Genomic DNA, 18,279 nt, shown 5'->3' on the forward strand with positions numbered 1-18,279 from the left:
GTCAATCGTCGTGCTTGCTTTGCCTGAGGCGCTTGACCGAACCGCGCTTGGCCTTGCTTTCCATGCGCTTTTCCTGCGACGAGCGCGTCGGCTTGGTCTTGCGCCGGGCCTTCGGAACGATTGTCGCGGCACGGATCAATTCAACCAATTTTTCCAACGCTTCCGCGCGGTTAAGCTCTTGGCTGCGATGTGTCTGGGCGGTGATGACGATCTCGCCGCCCAGCGTCAGGCGGCGCCCGGCAAGCTTCATCAGCCGCTCGCGGACACCGTCCGGCAGGGATGGGGAATGCTTGGCGTCAAAGCGCAATTCGACCGCGCTTGAGACCTTGTTGACGTTTTGACCACCCGGTCCGGATGCGCGGATGAAGCTTTCCTTGATCTCGCGCGGGTCCAGGTGGATGCGGTGGGTGACTTCGATCATGCCGGCGAAGCTAGCAAAAACCCCGCCGGAGAGCGACCGAAATGGCCCCCGAAATGCCCTTTCGGCCTCCCTTTTCGCCCCTTACTCGGGCAGCGGGACGCCACGCTGGCGGCAGGCGGCGACCAGGGTCGAATGGAGCAGCATCGCGATCGTCATCGGCCCCACCCCACCCGGCACCGGCGTGATGGCCGAGGCCTTGGGCAGGCAGGACTGGAAATCGCAATCGCCCACCAGCTTGCCCTTACCGTCCTTCTCGATGCGGTTGATGCCGACATCGATCACGACCGCGCCGTCCTTCAGCCAGTCGCCCTTGACCATCTCCGGGCGCCCCACGGCCGCCACCACGATGTCGGCGCGGCGCACTTCGCCGGGCAGGTCCTTGGTCTTCGAATGGGCGATGGTGACGGTGCAGCTTTCATTGAGGAGCAGCTGCGCCATCGGCTTGCCGACGATGTTGGAACGGCCAATCACCACCGCATGCTTGCCGGCAAGATCGCCGAGGCGATCCTTCAAGAGCAGCAGGCAGCCATAGGGCGTGCAGGGAACGAGCCCCTCGCCGCCCGTGGCCAAGCGGCCGGCATTCACCACATGGAAGCCGTCGACATCCTTGTCCGGGTCGATGGCGTTGATGACGGCCTGCGCGTCGATCTGCTTGGGCAGCGGCAGCTGCACCAGGATGCCGTTGACGTTCGGATCCTTGTTGAGCTGGTCGATGAGTTTCAGCAGCGTCTCCTGCGAGGTGCTGGCATCGAGCTTGTGCTCGAAGCTGTTCATGCCGGCGGCCTTGGTCTGCTCGCCCTTGTTGCGGACATAGACCTTGGAGGCCGGATCCTCGCCCACCAGCACGACCGCCAAGCCGGGCGTGAAGCCGTTCTTGGCCTTCAAGGTCGCCACCTGGGCGGAAATCCTGGTGCGGAGCTTCTCGGCGAACGCCTTGCCGTCGATGATCTTCTGTTCGCTCATGATGCCTCACGCCTCGTCTTTGAGAATGGGGGAGAGCCAAGCTTCGAGGGCCTGACCGAGCTCCGCCGGATCGCCCCGAATGTCCACCAGCTTGCGCCGGTCTTTTGCCCCGGCGGCGACCGTTATCGCCGCTTTTGCGACAGGAAGATGCTTGGCCAGCAAGGCCACCACGGCAGCATTGGCCTTGCCGTCCTCAGGCGCCGCGTTGATCCCCACTTTGAGCGCCCAACCGCCCTCCGGCAATTCGGCGAAGCCCTGCGGTCCCTCGCGGCGGGATTTGGGGGTGACGCGCAGGCGCAGGCGGATGCCATCCGCCGTCGCTTCGTGGCAGGGCCGCTTCACCATCGGCGCGCCGGCCGGATCAGAAGATCACATATTCCCACATCAGATTGCGCAGGAACTGCACCAAAAGGATCAGGACGATCGGCGACAAATCGAGCCCGCCCACGGCCGGGATATAGCGCCGGATCGGGCGCAGCACCGGCTCAGTGATGCGATAGGTCACCTCGCCCACCATGCGGACCAAGGACTGGCGCGGGTTGAGGATGTTGAAATGGATGAGCCAGCCAAGGGCGATGTTGATGATGAGGACCCAAGTGAAGATCCAGATGACCGTGTCGATGAGAATGCCGAGAGATTGCATGAAGGCTGATCCGTTGCTGGTTGCCGCCCTTCGTCCCGGAATTGCCGGACCCGGCGAGCGGCCGAAAGAATGCTGGGCCGCAAGCTAAGCCACCCCGGCCCGGACAATCAAGCCGGGCCCTGGCGACCCGGCCCCGCCCCCCGCGGGAATCGCCGCGAGCGCCCGGACGCCTTGCTGAGATGGCCCTTTTCGCCCGGAAATCAAGCCGTTAACCCAGACTTGACAGCGCCCGCGCACCCCACCATATTCCGCCCGCCCCGGCCCTCGCGCCGGGTGCCCCAAGCACGGTGGGCCCGTAGCTCAGTTGGGAGAGCGCCTCGTTCGCAATGAGGAGGTCGTCAGTTCGATTCTGATCGGGTCCACCAAAATCTAAGATAACAATGCCTTGATGCTCGGAAGCCTGTGGTGAGACACGCAGGTGAGACACAAGCATGCGCATTTCAGCCTATCTGGCGGTGTCCCGGCACAGCGTGTTCTATTTCCGCTGGCCCATTCCATCAATCTGCCATCCACTCCGTCGGCGCTCGGATATCAAAATCTCGCTTGAAACCAGAGAGCCGACCGCCGCATTGCAAATGGCTCGCGCTCTTTCGTACGTTGGCGGGGAATTCCTACGCCAAGCGATAGGTAGCGGCATGCAGTATGACGAAATAAGGGCCACACTCAGAAGGCACTTCGCAGACCTCCTGAGGACTAAGAAGGAGGCCATTGCGAAAGGCGGCCCACTAAATCCGGCCGAACTGTCAGCACTCAGGAACGGTCGAGACTTTGCCATGCAGGCTGTTGAGACTGGCGATCAAATCGTTCCCACCGCCACTAATGAACAACTGCTGGGATTGTTCATCGAAAAATACGCTTTGCCTTTGGTCGCCGCCTCCCCCGCCTATCTTCAGTTGCGCGCAGAGTTCCCAAAGGCATATCGAGACTACTGCAAACGCGTCCTTGCCTACAGCGCGTCGCTTGAAAGCTACGATTTCGACGAGGACGAAGCTGCACCGCTGGGGCCTAAATCGGCCGAAGGGCTGTCATTGCGCGACGCCTCCAGGCGCTACGTCGAAGAGAGTAAGAAGAGTGGCGCGTGGGCGGCCAAAACGGAGATGGAGCGCCTAAAACACTTGGACTTGCTCGCGGAATATTGGGGCGCAGATCGCGACGTTTCCCGGTTAACCGTTACGGATGCAGATAGCGTTCATGAGATGCTAATGCGCTATCCCACGAACCGGGAAAAAAGAAAGGCGACGCGCGGCCTTTCTCTAACTGACGCTATCGCAAACGCTGGCGAACAAACGCTGGATGCGAACAGCATCAACAAGTATCTCCAAACTTATACCGGGCTGTTCAATTGGGTAAAGCGACATGGTCGTGGTGAGAACATCTTTACCGGTCTAGCAGTGAAGAAGAAGAAGCAAACGAGCGAAGAGCAGCGCATTCCATTTAGTGCATCGCAGGTCCGTCAGATACAGAAAGAACTTTTAGATCCCAATTCGACCATAGTCCGTAGTGCAAAGTGGCCCTGGAGAAAGTGGGGAACACTAATCGGCATCTACACCGGGGCAAGGGTGAATGAGATATCGCAGCTAGAGTTGTCGGATATCCAAAACGAAGACGGAATTCATTTCTTTGATATCAACGACGATGGAGACCGCAAGTCACTCAAGACCCCCGCTTCCAAGCGCCGTATTCCCATTCATTCTAAGTTACTCGACCTCGGCTTTCTTGAATACGTTGAGGGGGTGAAGAAACAAGGGCATACCAGGGTCTTTCCAGACTTCACCTATTCGAAGGAGAATAAGTGGGGCCGCAAGCTGAGCCAGTGGTTCAATGATGTGTTTCTTAAGAAGATGGGTATGACCGACAGCCGTCTCGTCTTTCATTCATTTCGACACTCGGCCGTACAACTTCTCAATTCTGCCGATGTACAAGAACCGATCACGAATAGCGTGATGGGACATACCCAAATTGGGATCGGCCAAAAAGCTTACAACAAGGGTAAGTTTCGATTGGCCCAGTTAAAAGACGCTATTGAGAAGCTGGACTACAGCGAGACCAAGTCTAGCGCCGCCCTCTGACCTCGCCGAACTGCCTTGCATAGAGCGCCGCAAACCTCTGGGCAGTCCTTTTCCAATCCATGTCTTTCGCCGTCCTGGCTTCTTCAATGGCTGCCTGGAGCACAGGCTCCAGCACATCCAAATCAAGCTCGCCCGGTTGCAGAGGCGCGTGCCTCGAATGCGTCACGATACTGGTGTAATGTACTTCACCCTTTTGGTCGGGGCGGCGGGCCGGGCGACCGGTAAGAAGCTCGTTCAGATCAATTCCCAACCCAGAGAGCGCAACCAACATTTCGCCACTCGGATAGGTATCACCCCGCTCGTAGCTTTGAGCAGTGCGAGTAGAAAGACCGAACCGTTCCGCAAATTGCGCTTGGGTCAGGTCCATTGCTTCTCTGATCGCCTTCAAGCGAAGACCGATTGCACCTAACGCGGTGAGCTTCTTTGCCATGGGGCACCCCTTGCTTAAGAGGGCCTTTGCACTCGACGGAGCCGCGAAACAATGCTTGTGCACATATGCACCACTTATGATGAATTTTGTTTCGTAATACGCAATCTTCTGTTAGTCCGGGCGGGTCGGTTCCCCTGGAGGCTCGCTATGGTTAAAACATGGTTGTTGGTCGGTGGTCTGCTGGCGCTACTTGCAGCCCTATTCGGCGGTCCAATCGCCGCACTTGCTGTTGGCACCATAAGCATGGTCGTGACCTTTGTGGCCTGGAAGCCTTCCCCCAAAGCGTTCGATCCCGGGCGACCGGAAGATTGGTACAAGGCAGGTACCGCTATATCCCACGGCATCCGTGCCGGACGAGAAGTCGTCGCCAACAGTGGCGCGGTTAGAGAGACGGCCCTGGCAGCCTCCAGGCTGACCGACGGCTTGCGCGGCTACCACCCTACCGGCCCCCAATCCAACCCCCGCTCATCGGCCGCCGGAGCGCCGTTAATCGGCATCCCAGCCGACGATAACCAAGGCGGTTACCGAGGAAGCCCTTTGGCGGCCCCGCCAAGATGGAAAAGGATTGCCAATGACGCGATGTTTTTCAGCGTAGGAATTTTTGGCTTGCTGATCTACGGCAATTTCTTGGCCCGGGCGCGGGAGCCAATCGAAGCGACGGTCGCCAACCTCATTGATCCGGTCTCGATGGTTCTAGCTGGTGGCATCGCCATCGCCCTGCGCCGCGCCGTCCATTACTTCGCCGCTTGGCCTGTGGCTGCCTTTCTGGTTATGACCATTTGGAACGAGGTGCATTTCCAGGCGATTGGCGGCCACAGAGTTTTCTTGCCTCTCGCGAGCCTTGTCGGAACCGGATTATGGCTTGGGTTAGCGTATCTCATTCGGAAGTTATTCTCAGGTTTCACTGCCTCGCGCTGAGGAGCACCCCAGCGGATACAACGCTGTAGAGAAACAGATCGAGCGCGTGGGCATTGTCTCAGCCAGGGGATAAACTGGAGGCGGCATTACGATCAGCGAGCGAAGGCAGCGCCAAAAAGCGCGGCCGTGAACTTAGCCGCAAATTCTGTCTTTGATGTCCGGTTTAAGTCTTCAGATTATCCAGTTCCTAACTGGTGTCTAACTATAATGATCATTGGATACACATCTCGTTTTATCGGATGTATTCCAATGAGAAGGGTAAATATTTTCTGATATTTATCAATGAGTTATATTCACCCAAGATCGGATCGTAAACATCTTTTCCCGTTGAGCGGCACTGACCTTGATCCCACGCCGGAGGCGTGCCTACACGGTTCATTACTTTGTCGTCATTCAGCTTGGCTGAGCTAGTCAATTCCCAGACGCGCAAGCGTCCTTTGCACCGCTGAAGCGGTCCACCCGCCGGGCGCTGCCCTGCTGGTGAGCACTCCATCAGCATTCAGCCTATCGGCAATGCCACGCAGTGATAAGCCCAAGCCGCGAAGATGGGCGAAAAGCTCTCTCCGATCCTCGGCTTTAGCCTGAGCGGCCCTAGAAGCGGCTAGGACGCCCGCTGGCTGGTGTTGCCGGATATCGGCCGCATTGGCCCTGCGACCGCCTAGCACCGTGCCACGGGCCTTTGAAGCCGCCAGAGCGGCCCGCGTTCGGGAACTGATCGCTTCTCGCTCATGCTGTGCCACCAGCGCCATAATTCCCACGGTCATGGTATTCGCCTCGGGCAGATCGGCCGCCAAGAACCTGACCCCGCTATCGCGCAAGGTCATCAGGAAAGCTGCGTTCCTGCTGAGGCGGTCCAGTTTTGCGACGATCAACGTGGCACCGGTAAGGCGACACCGCCTAAGGGCTTTCTCCAATTCGGGCCTGTCGTTCCGCTTGCCGCTCTCGACTTCCACATAGTCAGGGGCAATTAGCTCCCCACGCTGGGCCTGGACATGGCGCTGCACTGCTTCGCGCTGTGCTTCAAGCCCAAGTCCTGACCGCCCCTGGCGCTCTGTCGACACCCGAAGGTAGGCGATGAACTTCGATGCCGCCTGCTCAACTTGCCTCATGTATCAATCCTCTCAACGGTCGTTGACTAGATCGATACACCCGAAATCACCAGAGGTCTAGCCCGTGACCTCGCCGGGGACTACAATCAGAGGTACGGGAAAGGAACTGCCAATTTCCCTTAATGCGACGAGGAGACCTGCAGTGGCTAAATCAACGCGAAATAGTGGCCAGCCATGGACGCCAGCGGATGTGCGAGAACTCAAGACGCTCGCGAAACAAAACACTCCGACCCGCGTCATTGGACTAAAGCTTGGGCGAACCGAGGGCGCAGTCAGCAACAAAGCATCGGAGGTAGGCGTGTCTCTCAAACCTACCAATCAATCCCCTTACAACAGACGTCCGTGATTGGCTGATTGCTAGCCCCCTACGGGGGGCATCGGCGTCACATGTTGCTTGAATAGCTGCACACGGAATTTTGTCAAAATCTGGTTCCAGCTCAGCAGCAATTATCGAGCACGCTTTTTTGCAGGCCGGTTCGTCTTTGAAGTTCGACCTGCAGCCCCTATACGCTCTGCCAATGCCTTACCGGCCTTCGCTCGAGAAACTCGGGCGCGCGGCTTTTGCCGTGGGGCCGACTTAGTCTGCTTCGCAATTGCTAGCCTACACTGCCGCGCGATCACCTCTGCAAACAAACATGGCAGCGCATTGCCAACTATTTCACAAGCACGCTCCATATGTTCGGTGTCGAACTTGTAGTTTGCTGGAAAAGTCTGAAGCAGTGCGGCCTCTCGCAAAGAAATCGTGCGCTGTTCCTTGGGATGACCAAATCGACCTTTACTGAGCGTGGTACATCCGGCCGTAATGGTTGCCGAGGGCTGGTCCCAGCTCAGTCGGCCGTACACATTCGAAAATCCTTTATAGCCATTCTGGTGACACGACGGTCTAACATGCTCTGGCAGCTCTTGCCCTTGCGCACCGGGCTTCGCCAACTTCAAACGAATGACATTCTCAGGCGACAAAGTGCGGACCACGTGCCAATTGAAGCGCGCCGCTCCGCCCCGGTCCTTGGCCTCAGTAAAAGTAATAGCCCCATCAAGGTGGCCGATAGCATCTCTCACCGTTCGGTATGGCTTCAGTTTACCAATGGGCACGCGAGCATGAGTGGGCTTAGGCAGCTTGATCTCAAATCCAAGGCCTGCCAGCAGCACAAATCTGCGGCGGAGCTGGGGCACGCCGAAATCTGCTACCTGGAGGACATCCCAGTTTACGATATAGCCAATACTCTTTAGCTTCCGTACCAACTGGTCGAGAAGCTTTTTGCCACGGTGGGCTAAGCCGGGCACATTCTCCATCATGATAGCTGCCGGCTTCATCTCAGCAGCTAGTCGTCCGACCTCTAGCACCAGGTCATTGCGTTCGTCTTCGCGCGCATACTTAGATGTCAAAGAGGAAAAGCCCTGACAAGGCGGGCATGCCGCCAGCAGATCGATCTTGCCACCGGCGACCTTCTTCAAGCTCTTGCCGCCTACTGTACGTACATCCTGCTGGAAAACACGGACGCCCTTGTGATTTGCCGCAAACGTCGCAGCGGCATGCGGGGCGAGTTCCACAGCCGCCGCCACCGAGAACTTTGCATTCCTTAGTCCAACAGCCAGCCCCCCACCCCCGGAGAACAACTCGACCGCAATAAATTTATTCGACATGCCAATTAGTCCTTCAGAACGAGCTTCCGCTGTCTTTCAGTTTCTCTCGCATACTCTTTGTGCGCAGCTTCCGTTCGCTTGAAAAAAGCAGTCCATGTGATGTGTTCGCACTGTCCATCTTTCGAATAACTTTCAAACGCCCTCTTCTGAGATGCCGACAGATTGAGGCCGTCACAAACGATGGTGACCTTTACACGACCGAATAGCCGCTTCCAATCCTCGTTGCCCGCACCATCAAGAAAATCTCCCAACAGATCATAGTACCGCTGCACCCGGTCCCATTCAGCGTTGACAATGCTATGCTTCGGTTTCTTGATCTCGATAATCTGCAATTCGGCGTCGTATGCCGACATGATGAAGTCCGGGCGCTTTTTCCCGTCTCCGAATGGCCCAATAACGATATCGTCACCAGTCTGCTCTTTGTAAAAAGTGGCGAACTCCTCGGCGAAGGTGGATAGGCTCTGATTGGCAGTGATTGGCGACCACTGAGGGTTTACCAACCAAGGTGCTTCTTCGATCACCTTCTGCAGTTCGTCTTCCGCCGTATCATTGTCATTTTTGAGAGCGCGGATACGGTCGATGACCTTCACGCGGTTCTCCGCAATCAAGCCATATGACGAAAGTTCGGCGACCCGTGCGGCCTGAAGGATGTTCGCCACCACTTCAAGAGATGCGTTGGCTTCGGACGCGGCCTCTCGAAGTTTCTCATCTAACGAAATGTGTGGTCCAAGAGCTATGCTTAGCTGCACAACCGTTTTGATATGGTCGTCGTCGGCCAGCTCGTCCTCTCTCATCCTTTCTGCCATTAGCTTGGCGAGGCCAATGGTGCGGTCACGAATATCCCCATGGTCCGTGCCGGGAAACTTCTTCTTCACAATCTCTTCGATTTTGGAAACTTCCTTGAAGGTGTCCCAAGCCTTTTTCTTGAAGGGATCGCGCGCCATCGTACCAATGGTCTTAACGACGGAGCGCCCCCAAGCTTCAAATGCTTGACCGAGTTCTTCCGACCATAAAACATCGCGCCTGTCGGTTTGGATAAGATCATCGCCCTCGTCGAGCCAGTCGGCTTCCAGTTCACCCACAAGGTATGAACGAATGCTGTGCTCGCCGGTAAATCCCGCCTTCTGGTTAAAGACGCTGGTTTGTGCCGCGATCTTCCCTCTGCAGTAAATTCTAACCCCTGCCATGATGTCGTCGCGATACGGCGTCTTGGAATAGGCCATCCACCCCTTGACCGGGTAGAACCGCCCATCCAATTGGAACCCTGCAGCGATGTCGGTCATCACTTTGCCGTTCGGACCACGAGCAACAAATTTCGCCCGCTCCGCTTCATCCACAGACGATGTATCGTCCGCTTCAAAGGTGAGCGTTGTGCTCGGCATCTGCTCGATGTCCAAGCTCGTCACCAGCCTTTTGTGATCCGGGGAACCCGCCAGCTTAGTCGTGTCGATGAGCGTGATCTTCCAGTCTGGCCGCTGAACACCAAATCGTTGGGCCATTTGCCGCGCAAACGCGTCCATATCAGGCACTTGCCGACGAATGAAATCACGAAGGATGATCATCGTGCCGTGTTTGGGCTGTATGGTTTGATCGAGCTTGCCTACATCGGGCACGTAATCTGTGTCGATATCGTTTCGTATCTTGCCGTATCGCAGGATAAAATGTGCGGTGCGATAGCCCCTGCCCTTACCGCCTGGAAGAGGTACGCGCACGCCACCAGAGCTAATGACTTCGATGGTCTGGCATATCCCAAAGGGGGCGAGCTTCCCGACACCCTTACGTCCCATCACGCGTCGCCCTTTCGGCGTTTCATCGCCCCGCCGCGTATCTAGACGTCGTTCAGCCCCAACCTTCAAAAAGAAGTCGTTAATTACGTCCGGGTCCATACCGAAACCATTGTCTTCGACGACGATTTCGTATCCGTTATCGACGTAGCCTGCGGAAGTCTTCTGCGCCAAGAACGTCCCCATAGGCGCTTCAATCGTCACCTCCGTGGCGTCGGCGTCATATCCATTGGCGACAAGCTCGGCGATCACGGCCGAGGCTTTGTCATAGAGCTTAACGCCCAACTTATCGATGGTAAGGCGCGAGATCGTCATTTTGTATTTGGACTTGGACATCTCTCCCCCAAACAGATCCATTCGCCAAACTCTCCACAACCTGCCTAGGTTGTGACGGCATTTATACAAATAATGCTAGGCGTCTCTTGCTTAACCCCCGCTCACTCTAGCGCGGCGTAATGTATTGAAATAGCGAAATCTTTTCGAGAGAGAAATTGTCATCCATGGCAAGCAAAATCCTTTGCTAACCACAGCAACGGGCGGCGAAGTCATCGTTGCGAGGCAAACACCAACGTGGCATGGTGAGACGCGGTGGTGAGACACAACCGTCAAACCTCACCGCAGGCACTGAGCAGTTACAAGGGGTTAGAGTTGTGGTGGACGCTCTGATCGGGTCCACCAAAGCTTGATTCTGGCAGCCGCCCAATGGGCGGCTTTTTTTGTTGGCGCTTCGCTCCCCTACTGCGGCGGCTGGTACAGATACTTCTGGAACCCGCTGAACGCGGCGCCGATTTCCTCAGGTTGTCCGAGGTCGGCAATCGCGTCGGCGATTGAGTCGTGATACTTGAGCCGGAGCAGCGGGCCTAATTTCTCCCGCTCCAGTTCGTCGACGCCCTCACTTACATAATGGGCCAGCACAAAATCGAGGAAAGCCTTCTGGCGGTCGCTGAACTGGCCATCGATGGCGGCTTTGGCACGAGTAGCGCGCTCTTCGCGGGTTAAGGTTGGTAGCGCGTAGGCGACAAAGGCGAGGACGTCGTAGAGGTCGCTTTTCTCGGCATCGATGATGCGCTGCATCTCGGTGAGCTGGTCCTTACCGAAACCCCTCTCGGCAAGGCCCTGCAGCAGGCGTGCGCGGGTGTCAGGCGCGCTCCAGAGGGCGCGCAGCTCGTCCTCGTCCTTGAAAAACTCAGGAAGGCGGCCGAACAGCATTTCGAGGAACTGGTGCGCCGAAATGGGCGTACCATCGGGGTGCCAGAAGGTTGTCACCATCATGTGCTGGATATTGCGCACCTTGCCATCGGCAAGTTTGACCTTGGCGCGCTTCGGTTTCGGACCTGGCTCGTAATCGTCTGGCTCGGGTTCACGCACGGCAGGTGGCCGCTCCGACTTCGGCTCGGTCGGTTCCGGCTCCAGCGGCTCGCCGTCCCATTCCGGATCACTGAAATGGTGATGTGCCTTCACGAAATCGTAGATGGTGAAATAATCCTTGCCGTCATAGAGGCGCGTGCCGCGACCGATGATCTGCTTGAACTCGATCATCGAATTGATGGGGCGCATCAGCACGATGTTGCGGATGTTGCGCGCATCGACACCGGTCGAGAGCTTCTGCGACGTCGTGAGGATGGTGGGGATGGTCTTTTCATTGTCCTGGAAGTCACGCAAATGCTGCTCGCCCAAGCTGCCATCCGCCGCCGTGACGCGTTGGCAGTAATTGGGGTCGGTGCTCGTCTTCATCTGGTTGATGAGATCGCGCACGGCCAGGGCATGGTCCTGCGTGGCACAGAAGACCAGAGTCTTTTCCCGCTGGTCGATCTGCTCCATGAAGATCTTGACCCGGTGTGCCTCGCGCTCCTTGATCTCGATGATGCGGTTGAAGTCGCTTTCGATATAGCGCCGCCCCGCCTCGACCTCGCCCTCCACCAACTGGTCGTCGGGGGTATAGACATATTCATCGAGCGTGGTCGCGATCTGCTTCACCTTGAAGGGCGTGAGATACCCATCATTGATGCCTTCCTTGAGCGAGTAGGTGTAAACGGGATCGCCGAAATATTTGTAGGTGTTGGCATTGTCCTCGCGCTTCGGCGTCGCGGTGAGGCCGAGCTGAACGGCGGGTGCGAAATATTCCAGGATGCCGCGCCAATTGCCCTCATCATTGGCGCCGCCGCGATGGCATTCATCGATGACAATGAAATCGAAGAAGTCGGACGGGTATTCGCCGAAATAGGGGGCGGGCTTGCCGTCCTCGCCCGTCCCGCTCATGAAGGTCTGGAAGATGGTGAAGAACAGATTCCCGTTCTTCGGCACCTTGCCCTTCTTGCGGATGTCGGCGGGGTCGATGCGGACCAGCGCGTCCTCCGGGAAGGCCGAGAAGGCATTATAAGCCTGATCGGCGAGGATATTGCGGTCGGCGAGGAACAGGATGCGCGGCCGGCGCGTAGGCTCGCCCTTGGATTTCCAATCGGCGAGGTTCCAGCGGCTGTGGAACAGCTTCCAGGCGAGTTGGAAGGCGATGAAGGTCTTACCCGTGCCGGTCGCCAGCGTCAGCAGAATGCGGCTGCGCCCGTCGGCGATGGCCGCCAGCACCCGCTCGATGGCGATGTCCTGGTAATAGCGCCCCTGGAAATAGCCGCCGCGGCTTTCGAAGGGCACGGCGGCGAAGCGGTCGCGCCACAGATTGCTTTCAGCGAAGGTCTGCGCCCACAATTCGTCGGGTGTGGGATAACGCGGCGCCTCGCCTTCCTTGCCCGTTGCCATATCGACGGCATAGAGGCCCTGGCCGTTGCTGGCATAGGCATAGCGCAGGCCGAGCTTGCCCGCATACGCCTTGGCCTGGCCGACGCCCTCGGTCAGTATCTGATCCCAGGCCTTGGCCTCGATCACGGCCAGCTTGGTGTTGCAGTAGACCAGCACATAATCGGCGACCATGCCCTTGGCGCGCCGCCCCTGCCCCTCCAGGCGTCCCAGGGTGATGGGATATTCGCGCAAGACCCGGCTGCCCTCGACCACACCCCACCCCGCCGCCTTCAGGGCGGGATCGATATGCTCGGCGCGGGTCTCGGCTTCGTTCATTTGCGGCCTCTACAGCGCTCCGGTGAAGGCTTGGTGGAGGAGAGAACTCTTCAATGCATCTAGCTCGGTAAGTTTCTGTTGGTAGATTGAGGCTAGGCGCTCTGTTTCTTTCTGGATTTGATCAAGAGCTGCTACCAACGACTTCTGCTCAGACTTCGGAGGCACTGGCACTACAACCTGCCTCAATTCGCCAATGTTGATCTGCATTAGTGCGGCACCATAAGTCTTAGCCCGAATTTGGGACTGCACTTTTTCTGATCGCAGAAGGTGGTAACCAAGCTCCTGCAAGATTAGCGATGAGTCAAAGTGAATTGGGACGATACCCCTGGTCACATTTGCGCCTTCCAATTCAGCAGAGGCGACAGAAACAACACCAGTGCTTCCTCGAACACAAAGCAAAAGATCGCCTCCTCGCAATGTTGTCCGCCGGTATGATTCCGCCAATTCTGGCGCGATGCGTTTGAGGCCTTGCAACTCGATGATCTTGGCTCGTAGATCAGTCGGGCGAACAATGGGCAATCCGTCCGGATACTCTTCACCTGGCTGAACGATTCCATACGATAGAGCGCAATTGTCATCGACTAGTTCTTCGAGCGTTTGCTCGGACCACCCTGCACTACCGTTGGCAAACCACGAAGACGAGCTGCTATCAAACAGAGCTTCGGCGTTTTGTAGGTTCTTTTCAGCGTTGGCTTTAGCAGTGGCTATGCCGTCAAACGCTTTGTCGAGGATGCCGACGATGCGCTGTTGTTCGGGGGGGGAAGCATGATAGTTCACTTCGAATCTTTGAATATCGCCTTTAGAAATAAATGGCTGTCCCGCTCCGCGTTGAGGTAACTCAACGAACGTAAGCAAGTAATACAGATATTTCGCTATGCACCTTCCTTCCCGCGGTGTGAGCGTGATTGTGTTTTTGATCGCTGTAAAATCCTCTTCGGGAAAGAACATTTTACCGCACTGAGCACCAATTGCCGACAGAACAGGAGTGTGTTTGATGTGCTCTTTGTGCCCAATTCTACCGTCGCAACCCGCGGCAGAAACTGCAAGGTATTCGCCGCCGTCCACATAGGCCGCTTTTGTAAGCTTTGTGTTTCCCCAATCTACAATGCACAAATCTTCGAGAGTAGCTTGTGTCAATTTATTGCTCATAGTAGCGCTCGAATGGACTTAAATATCTCCGCATTTTCCAAATCCAGCGCCACAATCTCGTCCAGGATCTCCTTCGGGCTACGATGGGCGACCACTTCGCCACCATTGGGATTCTTGGCCGAGAGATCGAAGGTCGCCGAGTCGATATCCTTTGCGGCAACACTCCAGGATTTCGGCGAAGCCGCAAATGTCTTCTGCAGCTTCACGAATTCGGCAAGATCGTCGTCGTTCAGCGGATTGGTCTTGCCGAGGCTGCGGCCGGGGTCGAGTTGGTAGAACCAGGTCTTTCGCGTCGGGGCACCCTTTTCGAAGAACAGCACCACGGTCTTGACGCCCGCCCCCTGGAAGGTACCGCCGGGGCAGTCGAGTACGGTGTGGAGGTTGCAGCTTTCCAGCAGCAGTTTCCTGAGCGCCACCGCGGCGTTGTCGGTGTTCGAAAGAAAGGTGTTCTTGATGACAATGGCGGCGCGGCCGCCGGCCTTCAGCAGGCGAATGAAATGCTGCAGGAACAGGAAGGCCGTTTCGCCGGTGCGGATGGGGAAGTTCTGTTGGATCTCCTTGCGCTCGGCTCCGCCAAAGGGCGGGTTGGCCAGGATAATGTCGAAGCGGTCCTTTTCCTGCACGTCGGCCAGATTCTCGGTCAGCGTGTTGGTGTGGATGACGTTGGGCGCATCGATACCATGCAGTATCATGTTCATGATGGCGATGACATAAGCGAGGCTCTTTTTCTCCTTACCGAAGAAGGTCTTCTCCTGGAGGATCTTGAGTTCCTTCGGCGTGAGCTTTCCTTTGCGCAGATAGTCGTAGCTCTCGCAGAGGAAGCCGGCGGAGCCGCAGGCGGGGTCGTAGATGCGCTCGCCGATCTTCGGCGCCGTCACCGCGATCATGGCGCGGATGAGCGGGCGCGGGGTATAGTATTCGCCGCCGTTTCGCCCGGCATTGCCCATGTTCTTGATCTTGCCCTCGTAGAGGTGCGAGAGCTCGTGCTTTTCGGCCTGGGAGCGGAAGCGCAGTTCGTCGATATGGTCGATGATCTCGCGCAGATTGTAGCCGCTTTGGATCTTGTTTTTGATTTCGCCAAAGATCTCACCGATCTTGTATTCGATGGTGTCGGGGCCGCTGGCGCGCTGCTTGAAACCCAGAAGGTAGGGGAACAGCGACGTATTGACGAAGTCACGCAGATCGTCCCCGGTCATCGCCTTGTTATGGTCGATCTTGCCGTCCTTGCCCTTGGGCGCCGCCCAGCTTTCCCAGCGATAGGGCTGGGCCAGGATGTAGCTGTATTTCTTGCCGTCGAGCTTCGCTTCCGCCTGCCGCGTTTCCTCGAGCGACTCAAGATATTTGAGGAACAGGAGCCAGGAGGTCTGTTCGGTGTAGTCGAGCTCGGTCGTGCAACCCGCCTCCTTGCGGAGGACGTCGTCGATATTCCTGAAAGCCTGTTCGAACATGGTAATGAAAGCTGAGCCCCGATTGCGAAAGTGGCCAGACTACACGGCTGTTAACGGGAAACAAAGTCAGTTCAAATATACTATTGGGTGTACCGCGAAGGTCGGAAGCCGGCTTGCACTGCGTTTCGCTAAGCGACGCGGTCCGGAGAACAAAAGGGGACGGAAAGGATGGGTCAACCCACCTTCTCTGCGCCCACTTCGTCGCTAAAGCCGGCACGCCCCCCCCCCCGCGCGATCCTGCACCCACCTATGCCCTAATGCAGCTTGTGGGGAGGGATCGCGCCGGGATAGGTGTCAGGCCCAATGACGTCAGAGCCAGGGACCATGACCGGCTGTCTTCTTTTTGACCTCGACGGGACTCTCGTCGACACCGACCATCTTCATCTTGCCGCCTTCAACCGCCTGTTCGCCGAGCATGGTTTCGAGCTCGATCGCACCGCCTATACGGCACGGGTTATGGGGCGTCCCAACAGCGAGATCGCGGCCGATCTGCTGCCGCATCTGGAACCTGCGGTCGGGCTGGCCTTGCTGGACCGCAAGGAAAGCGCCTTCCGTGACATGGTGGGGGCGCTCAGCCCCACCGAGGGCCTGATCGATCTGCTGGACTGGGCGATGGCCCAGGGCATCCCTTGCGGCGTCGTCACCAATGCGCCGCGCGCCAATGCCGAGCTTGTCCTGGAAGCGCTGGGCATCGCCGACCGGTTTGAGGTCGTCATCATTGGCAGTGAGCTTGCTGCCGCGAAGCCCGATCCCCTGCCCTATTTGACCGGCCTGCAACGCTTGGGTGGCGCCGCCGCCCGCTCCGTTGCGTTCGAAGATTCACCGACGGGGATGCGCGCAGCCCTGGGTGCCGGCCTGACGCTGGTCGGTGTGACAACCTCGCTGCAAGCCGACACGATGCTGGATCAAGGTGCGCATCTGGCGGTGCCGGATTTTGTCGACGCAAGCGTGCGCGCCTTGATCCGGGAGCGCCTGTCAGCCCCGCTCTGACGCAAGGTCGATGAGGGCGGCAACGGTGCGCCGGCGGCGGCGCGGCCGCAGATAGACCAGCATGTTCTTGTTAGACGCCCGCAATTCGCGGATCGGCACCGCGACGCTGCGCGGGTCCTCGTTCTTTTCCCGGTCGAAGATGAAGCCGAGGCCGATGCGGCGCGAAACCGCTTCGATCATGGCTTCGCGGCTGCCGACCGTCAGCACCGGCTGCAGGGTGAGACGCGATTTCTTCAGGCGGCGTTCCAGCGTGCGCTGGGTGTTGGAGCCAAGCTCGCGGAAGATCACGGGTTCGCCCACGACATCCTTGAGCCCCACGTCGGCATTCTTTGCCAGGCGATGCCCGCGCGGCACCAGCAGCATCATGTCCTGTTTCACCACCGGTACATAGTCGACGCGCGGGTCTTCCGGCGGGTTGGCCAGCATGGCGAGGTCGACGCCGGAATCGAGAAGCGCATTCCAGGTTTCCGTGGCGTTGCCGAGAACGAGTTCGACGGTGACACCGGGATATTTCCGCCGGTAAGCCGCGACCAGATCGAGGGCGAGATGCGGCCCGTCGGCAGCAAAGCGCAAATGCCCGCGCTGCAATTTGGCCGAAGCCGCCAGGAAATCCTCGATCTCGGCCTCGAGCGCCAGCATCTGGCGGGTAAGCGCAAAGAGGCCGCGCCCGTCGTCGGTCAGCTGGATCTTGGCCCCTTTCCGCTGGATGAGATCCGTGCGGTAGGCGCGCTCCAGCGCCGCCACCTGAACCGAAACGGCCGGCTGCGTCACGCCCAGAAGTTCGGCGGCACGGGAGAAGCTGCCGCTGCGGGCGACGGCATCAAAGGCGCGAAGCTGGCTGTAGCTCATGATGTCAGTATAAGTTTCGTTATCATTATATACCATCCGTTTAAATTTGATTGATACAGGGTGCAATTGGGACACTGGCCACCCCCAACTCCGCGGAGGTTCATCATGGCCGACATTGCCGCCCCCAATTTGAAACCGCTTGCCTCGACAATGCCGGACAAGCCCGTCCACCGCATTCCGCTCATCCGCGCGACGCCGGAAAACCTCAAAGGCTATGGCGAGATCATCGATGGTCCCGATGCACGCAAGGTCGAGATCGTGCGTTGGCCGTCACTCGGTTGGCGTCAGGTCGAACCCGGCACCGGCGACCAGGGCGGCACGACGGAGGGCCTGTTCCGCTTCCAATGGCATGGGGACGTGCTGCGGGCGCGCAACGAGGCGGTCGACGACGACTATGTCCTGGGCTGGACCTGCCAGCCGAGCCAGGCGCAGGAAGATCGCCGCACGGCACCGCGCGACGAATTGCTGCTGTGGCGCTGCAACTATCATCCGGATGGCGGGCAGCTGTTCTTTCCGCTGGAGCCGGGTGCGTTCGTCACCACCCTGGCCCTGCCCGGCGACGACATCATGCCGGAGAGCTTCGTCGCCTTCTATTCCGAAGGCGGGTCCGGCCTCTACATCCATCCCGGCGTCTGGCACGAGGCGCTGTGCCCGGTGAATGACAGTTTCCGTTTCTTCGGCCGCCAGGGAAAAGTGCATGCCCGGGTCGGTGCCAACTTCCCGAAGGAATTCGGCTGCTATCTGTCGGTCTCCCTGCGCGCGGAGGATGTGCGGGACCATCTCTGATCCCGCA

At 58.1% G+C, this 18,279-nt stretch carries 16 protein-coding genes and 1 tRNA gene; 5 read left to right on the forward strand and 12 right to left on the reverse strand.

The window, feature by feature from the left end; all coding sequences use genetic code 11:
* Position 1: 1 nt before the first annotated feature.
* From arfB to ACE3PP_RS00705, 4 genes are all read right to left on the reverse strand, one after another.
* Positions 2 to 421 carry an alternative ribosome rescue aminoacyl-tRNA hydrolase ArfB gene (gene arfB, locus ACE3PP_RS00690; protein ID WP_374377246.1) on the reverse strand — a complete coding sequence of 140 codons (420 nt, stop codon included), beginning with the start codon at positions 419 to 421 and terminating at the stop codon, positions 2 to 4.
* 81 nt (positions 422 to 502) lie between these two features.
* On the reverse strand, positions 503 to 1,384 hold the full coding sequence (folD, locus tag ACE3PP_RS00695) for a bifunctional methylenetetrahydrofolate dehydrogenase/methenyltetrahydrofolate cyclohydrolase FolD (RefSeq protein WP_374377247.1): 882 nt from the start codon (positions 1,382 to 1,384) through the stop codon (positions 503 to 505).
* 6 nt (positions 1,385 to 1,390) lie between these two features.
* Positions 1,391 to 1,729 (reverse strand): DUF167 family protein, encoded by a 339-nt coding sequence (locus tag ACE3PP_RS00700; RefSeq protein ID WP_374377248.1) that lies wholly within the window; start codon positions 1,727 to 1,729, stop codon positions 1,391 to 1,393.
* Between the two features lie 16 nt (positions 1,730 to 1,745).
* Positions 1,746 to 2,027, reverse strand: a complete 282-nt coding sequence (locus ACE3PP_RS00705) for a YggT family protein (RefSeq protein ID WP_374377249.1) — start codon at positions 2,025 to 2,027, stop codon at positions 1,746 to 1,748.
* Positions 2,028 to 2,316: 289 nt separating this feature from the next.
* Here ACE3PP_RS00705 and ACE3PP_RS00710 point away from each other — a divergent pair.
* Positions 2,317 to 2,392: transfer RNA gene (locus tag ACE3PP_RS00710), tRNA-Ala, on the forward strand.
* 66 nt (positions 2,393 to 2,458) lie between these two features.
* Positions 2,459 to 4,096, forward strand: a complete 1,638-nt coding sequence (locus tag ACE3PP_RS00715; protein ID WP_374377250.1) for a site-specific integrase — start codon at positions 2,459 to 2,461, stop codon at positions 4,094 to 4,096.
* Here the strand turns inward: ACE3PP_RS00715 and ACE3PP_RS00720 are convergent.
* Positions 4,080 to 4,526, reverse strand: a complete 447-nt coding sequence (locus ACE3PP_RS00720) for a helix-turn-helix domain-containing protein (RefSeq protein ID WP_374377251.1) — start codon at positions 4,524 to 4,526, stop codon at positions 4,080 to 4,082. The genes ACE3PP_RS00715 and ACE3PP_RS00720 overlap by 17 nt on opposite strands.
* 147 nt (positions 4,527 to 4,673) lie before the next feature.
* Between ACE3PP_RS00720 and ACE3PP_RS00725 the strand changes: the two genes are divergently transcribed.
* Positions 4,674 to 5,444 (forward strand): hypothetical protein, encoded by a 771-nt coding sequence (locus ACE3PP_RS00725; protein ID WP_374377252.1) that lies wholly within the window; start codon positions 4,674 to 4,676, stop codon positions 5,442 to 5,444.
* Between the two features lie 407 nt (positions 5,445 to 5,851).
* Here ACE3PP_RS00725 and ACE3PP_RS00730 read toward each other — a convergent pair whose 3' ends face one another.
* The 6 genes from ACE3PP_RS00730 to ACE3PP_RS00755 all read right to left on the reverse strand — a co-directional run bounded on the left by ACE3PP_RS00730 (position 5,852) and on the right by ACE3PP_RS00755 (position 15,647).
* Positions 5,852 to 6,553, reverse strand: coding sequence for a recombinase family protein (locus ACE3PP_RS00730; protein WP_374377253.1), 702 nt, complete (start codon positions 6,551 to 6,553; stop codon positions 5,852 to 5,854).
* Positions 6,554 to 7,000: 447 nt separating this feature from the next.
* The gene (locus tag ACE3PP_RS00735; RefSeq protein WP_374377254.1) at positions 7,001 to 8,197 is read right to left on the reverse strand and encodes a DNA cytosine methyltransferase; all 1,197 of its coding nucleotides are present in this window, start codon (positions 8,195 to 8,197) and stop codon (positions 7,001 to 7,003) included.
* Between the two features lie 5 nt (positions 8,198 to 8,202).
* The gene (locus ACE3PP_RS00740; RefSeq protein WP_374377255.1) at positions 8,203 to 10,338 is read right to left on the reverse strand and encodes an ATP-binding protein; all 2,136 of its coding nucleotides are present in this window, start codon (positions 10,336 to 10,338) and stop codon (positions 8,203 to 8,205) included.
* Between the two features lie 378 nt (positions 10,339 to 10,716).
* Positions 10,717 to 13,050 carry an EcoAI/FtnUII family type I restriction enzme subunit R gene (gene hsdR, locus ACE3PP_RS00745; protein WP_374377256.1) on the reverse strand — a complete coding sequence of 778 codons (2,334 nt, stop codon included), beginning with the start codon at positions 13,048 to 13,050 and terminating at the stop codon, positions 10,717 to 10,719.
* Between the two features lie 9 nt (positions 13,051 to 13,059).
* On the reverse strand, positions 13,060 to 14,199 hold the full coding sequence (locus ACE3PP_RS00750) for a restriction endonuclease subunit S (RefSeq protein ID WP_374377257.1): 1,140 nt from the start codon (positions 14,197 to 14,199) through the stop codon (positions 13,060 to 13,062).
* Positions 14,196 to 15,647 (reverse strand): N-6 DNA methylase, encoded by a 1,452-nt coding sequence (locus ACE3PP_RS00755; protein WP_374377258.1) that lies wholly within the window; start codon positions 15,645 to 15,647, stop codon positions 14,196 to 14,198. The genes ACE3PP_RS00750 and ACE3PP_RS00755 overlap by 4 nt, the downstream gene beginning before the upstream one ends.
* A 324-nt stretch (positions 15,648 to 15,971) precedes the next feature.
* On the opposite strand from ACE3PP_RS00755, the gene ACE3PP_RS00760 reads away from it, so the two are divergent.
* Positions 15,972 to 16,637: an HAD family hydrolase gene (locus tag ACE3PP_RS00760; protein ID WP_374377259.1), complete on the forward strand. Its 666-nt coding sequence runs from the start codon at positions 15,972 to 15,974 to the stop codon at positions 16,635 to 16,637.
* On the opposite strand, the gene ACE3PP_RS00765 is transcribed toward ACE3PP_RS00760, so the two are convergent.
* Positions 16,623 to 17,486, reverse strand: a complete 864-nt coding sequence (locus tag ACE3PP_RS00765) for a LysR substrate-binding domain-containing protein (RefSeq protein ID WP_374377260.1) — start codon at positions 17,484 to 17,486, stop codon at positions 16,623 to 16,625. The two genes, ACE3PP_RS00760 and ACE3PP_RS00765, sit on opposite strands and share 15 nt — an antisense overlap.
* 105 nt (positions 17,487 to 17,591) lie before the next feature.
* On the opposite strand from ACE3PP_RS00765, the gene ACE3PP_RS00770 reads away from it, so the two are divergent.
* Positions 17,592 to 18,272, forward strand: a complete 681-nt coding sequence (locus ACE3PP_RS00770) for an ureidoglycolate lyase (protein ID WP_374377261.1) — start codon at positions 17,592 to 17,594, stop codon at positions 18,270 to 18,272.
* Positions 18,273 to 18,279: the final 7 nt, after the last annotated feature.

The organism is Dongia sp. (genome assembly GCF_041910485.1).
Classification (GTDB): domain Bacteria; phylum Pseudomonadota; class Alphaproteobacteria; order Dongiales; family Dongiaceae; genus Dongia.

Excerpts from the sequence above, each read along its gene's own strand:
- ACE3PP_RS00715 (WP_374377250.1), top strand. The coding sequence starts at position 2,459 with ATGCGCATTTCAGCCTATCTGGCGGTGTCCCGGCACAGCGTGTTCTAT.
- ACE3PP_RS00705 (WP_374377249.1), bottom strand. The coding sequence starts at position 2,027 with ATGCAATCTCTCGGCATTCTCATCGACACGGTCATCTGGATCTTCACT.
- ACE3PP_RS00730 (WP_374377253.1), bottom strand. The coding sequence starts at position 6,553 with ATGAGGCAAGTTGAGCAGGCGGCATCGAAGTTCATCGCCTACCTTCGG.
- ACE3PP_RS00735 (WP_374377254.1), bottom strand. The coding sequence starts at position 8,197 with ATGTCGAATAAATTTATTGCGGTCGAGTTGTTCTCCGGGGGTGGGGGG.
- arfB (WP_374377246.1), bottom strand. The coding sequence starts at position 421 with ATGATCGAAGTCACCCACCGCATCCACCTGGACCCGCGCGAGATCAAG.
- hsdR (WP_374377256.1), bottom strand. The coding sequence starts at position 13,050 with ATGAACGAAGCCGAGACCCGCGCCGAGCATATCGATCCCGCCCTGAAG.
- ACE3PP_RS00750 (WP_374377257.1), bottom strand. The coding sequence starts at position 14,199 with ATGAGCAATAAATTGACACAAGCTACTCTCGAAGATTTGTGCATTGTA.
- ACE3PP_RS00765 (WP_374377260.1), bottom strand. The coding sequence starts at position 17,486 with ATGAGCTACAGCCAGCTTCGCGCCTTTGATGCCGTCGCCCGCAGCGGC.
- ACE3PP_RS00770 (WP_374377261.1), top strand. The coding sequence starts at position 17,592 with ATGGCCGACATTGCCGCCCCCAATTTGAAACCGCTTGCCTCGACAATG.
- ACE3PP_RS00760 (WP_374377259.1), top strand. The coding sequence starts at position 15,972 with ATGACCGGCTGTCTTCTTTTTGACCTCGACGGGACTCTCGTCGACACC.
- folD (WP_374377247.1), bottom strand. The coding sequence starts at position 1,384 with ATGAGCGAACAGAAGATCATCGACGGCAAGGCGTTCGCCGAGAAGCTC.
- ACE3PP_RS00740 (WP_374377255.1), bottom strand. The coding sequence starts at position 10,338 with ATGGATCTGTTTGGGGGAGAGATGTCCAAGTCCAAATACAAAATGACG.
- ACE3PP_RS00700 (WP_374377248.1), bottom strand. The coding sequence starts at position 1,729 with ATGGTGAAGCGGCCCTGCCACGAAGCGACGGCGGATGGCATCCGCCTG.
- ACE3PP_RS00720 (WP_374377251.1), bottom strand. The coding sequence starts at position 4,526 with ATGGCAAAGAAGCTCACCGCGTTAGGTGCAATCGGTCTTCGCTTGAAG.
- ACE3PP_RS00725 (WP_374377252.1), top strand. The coding sequence starts at position 4,674 with ATGGTTAAAACATGGTTGTTGGTCGGTGGTCTGCTGGCGCTACTTGCA.
- ACE3PP_RS00755 (WP_374377258.1), bottom strand. The coding sequence starts at position 15,647 with ATGTTCGAACAGGCTTTCAGGAATATCGACGACGTCCTCCGCAAGGAG.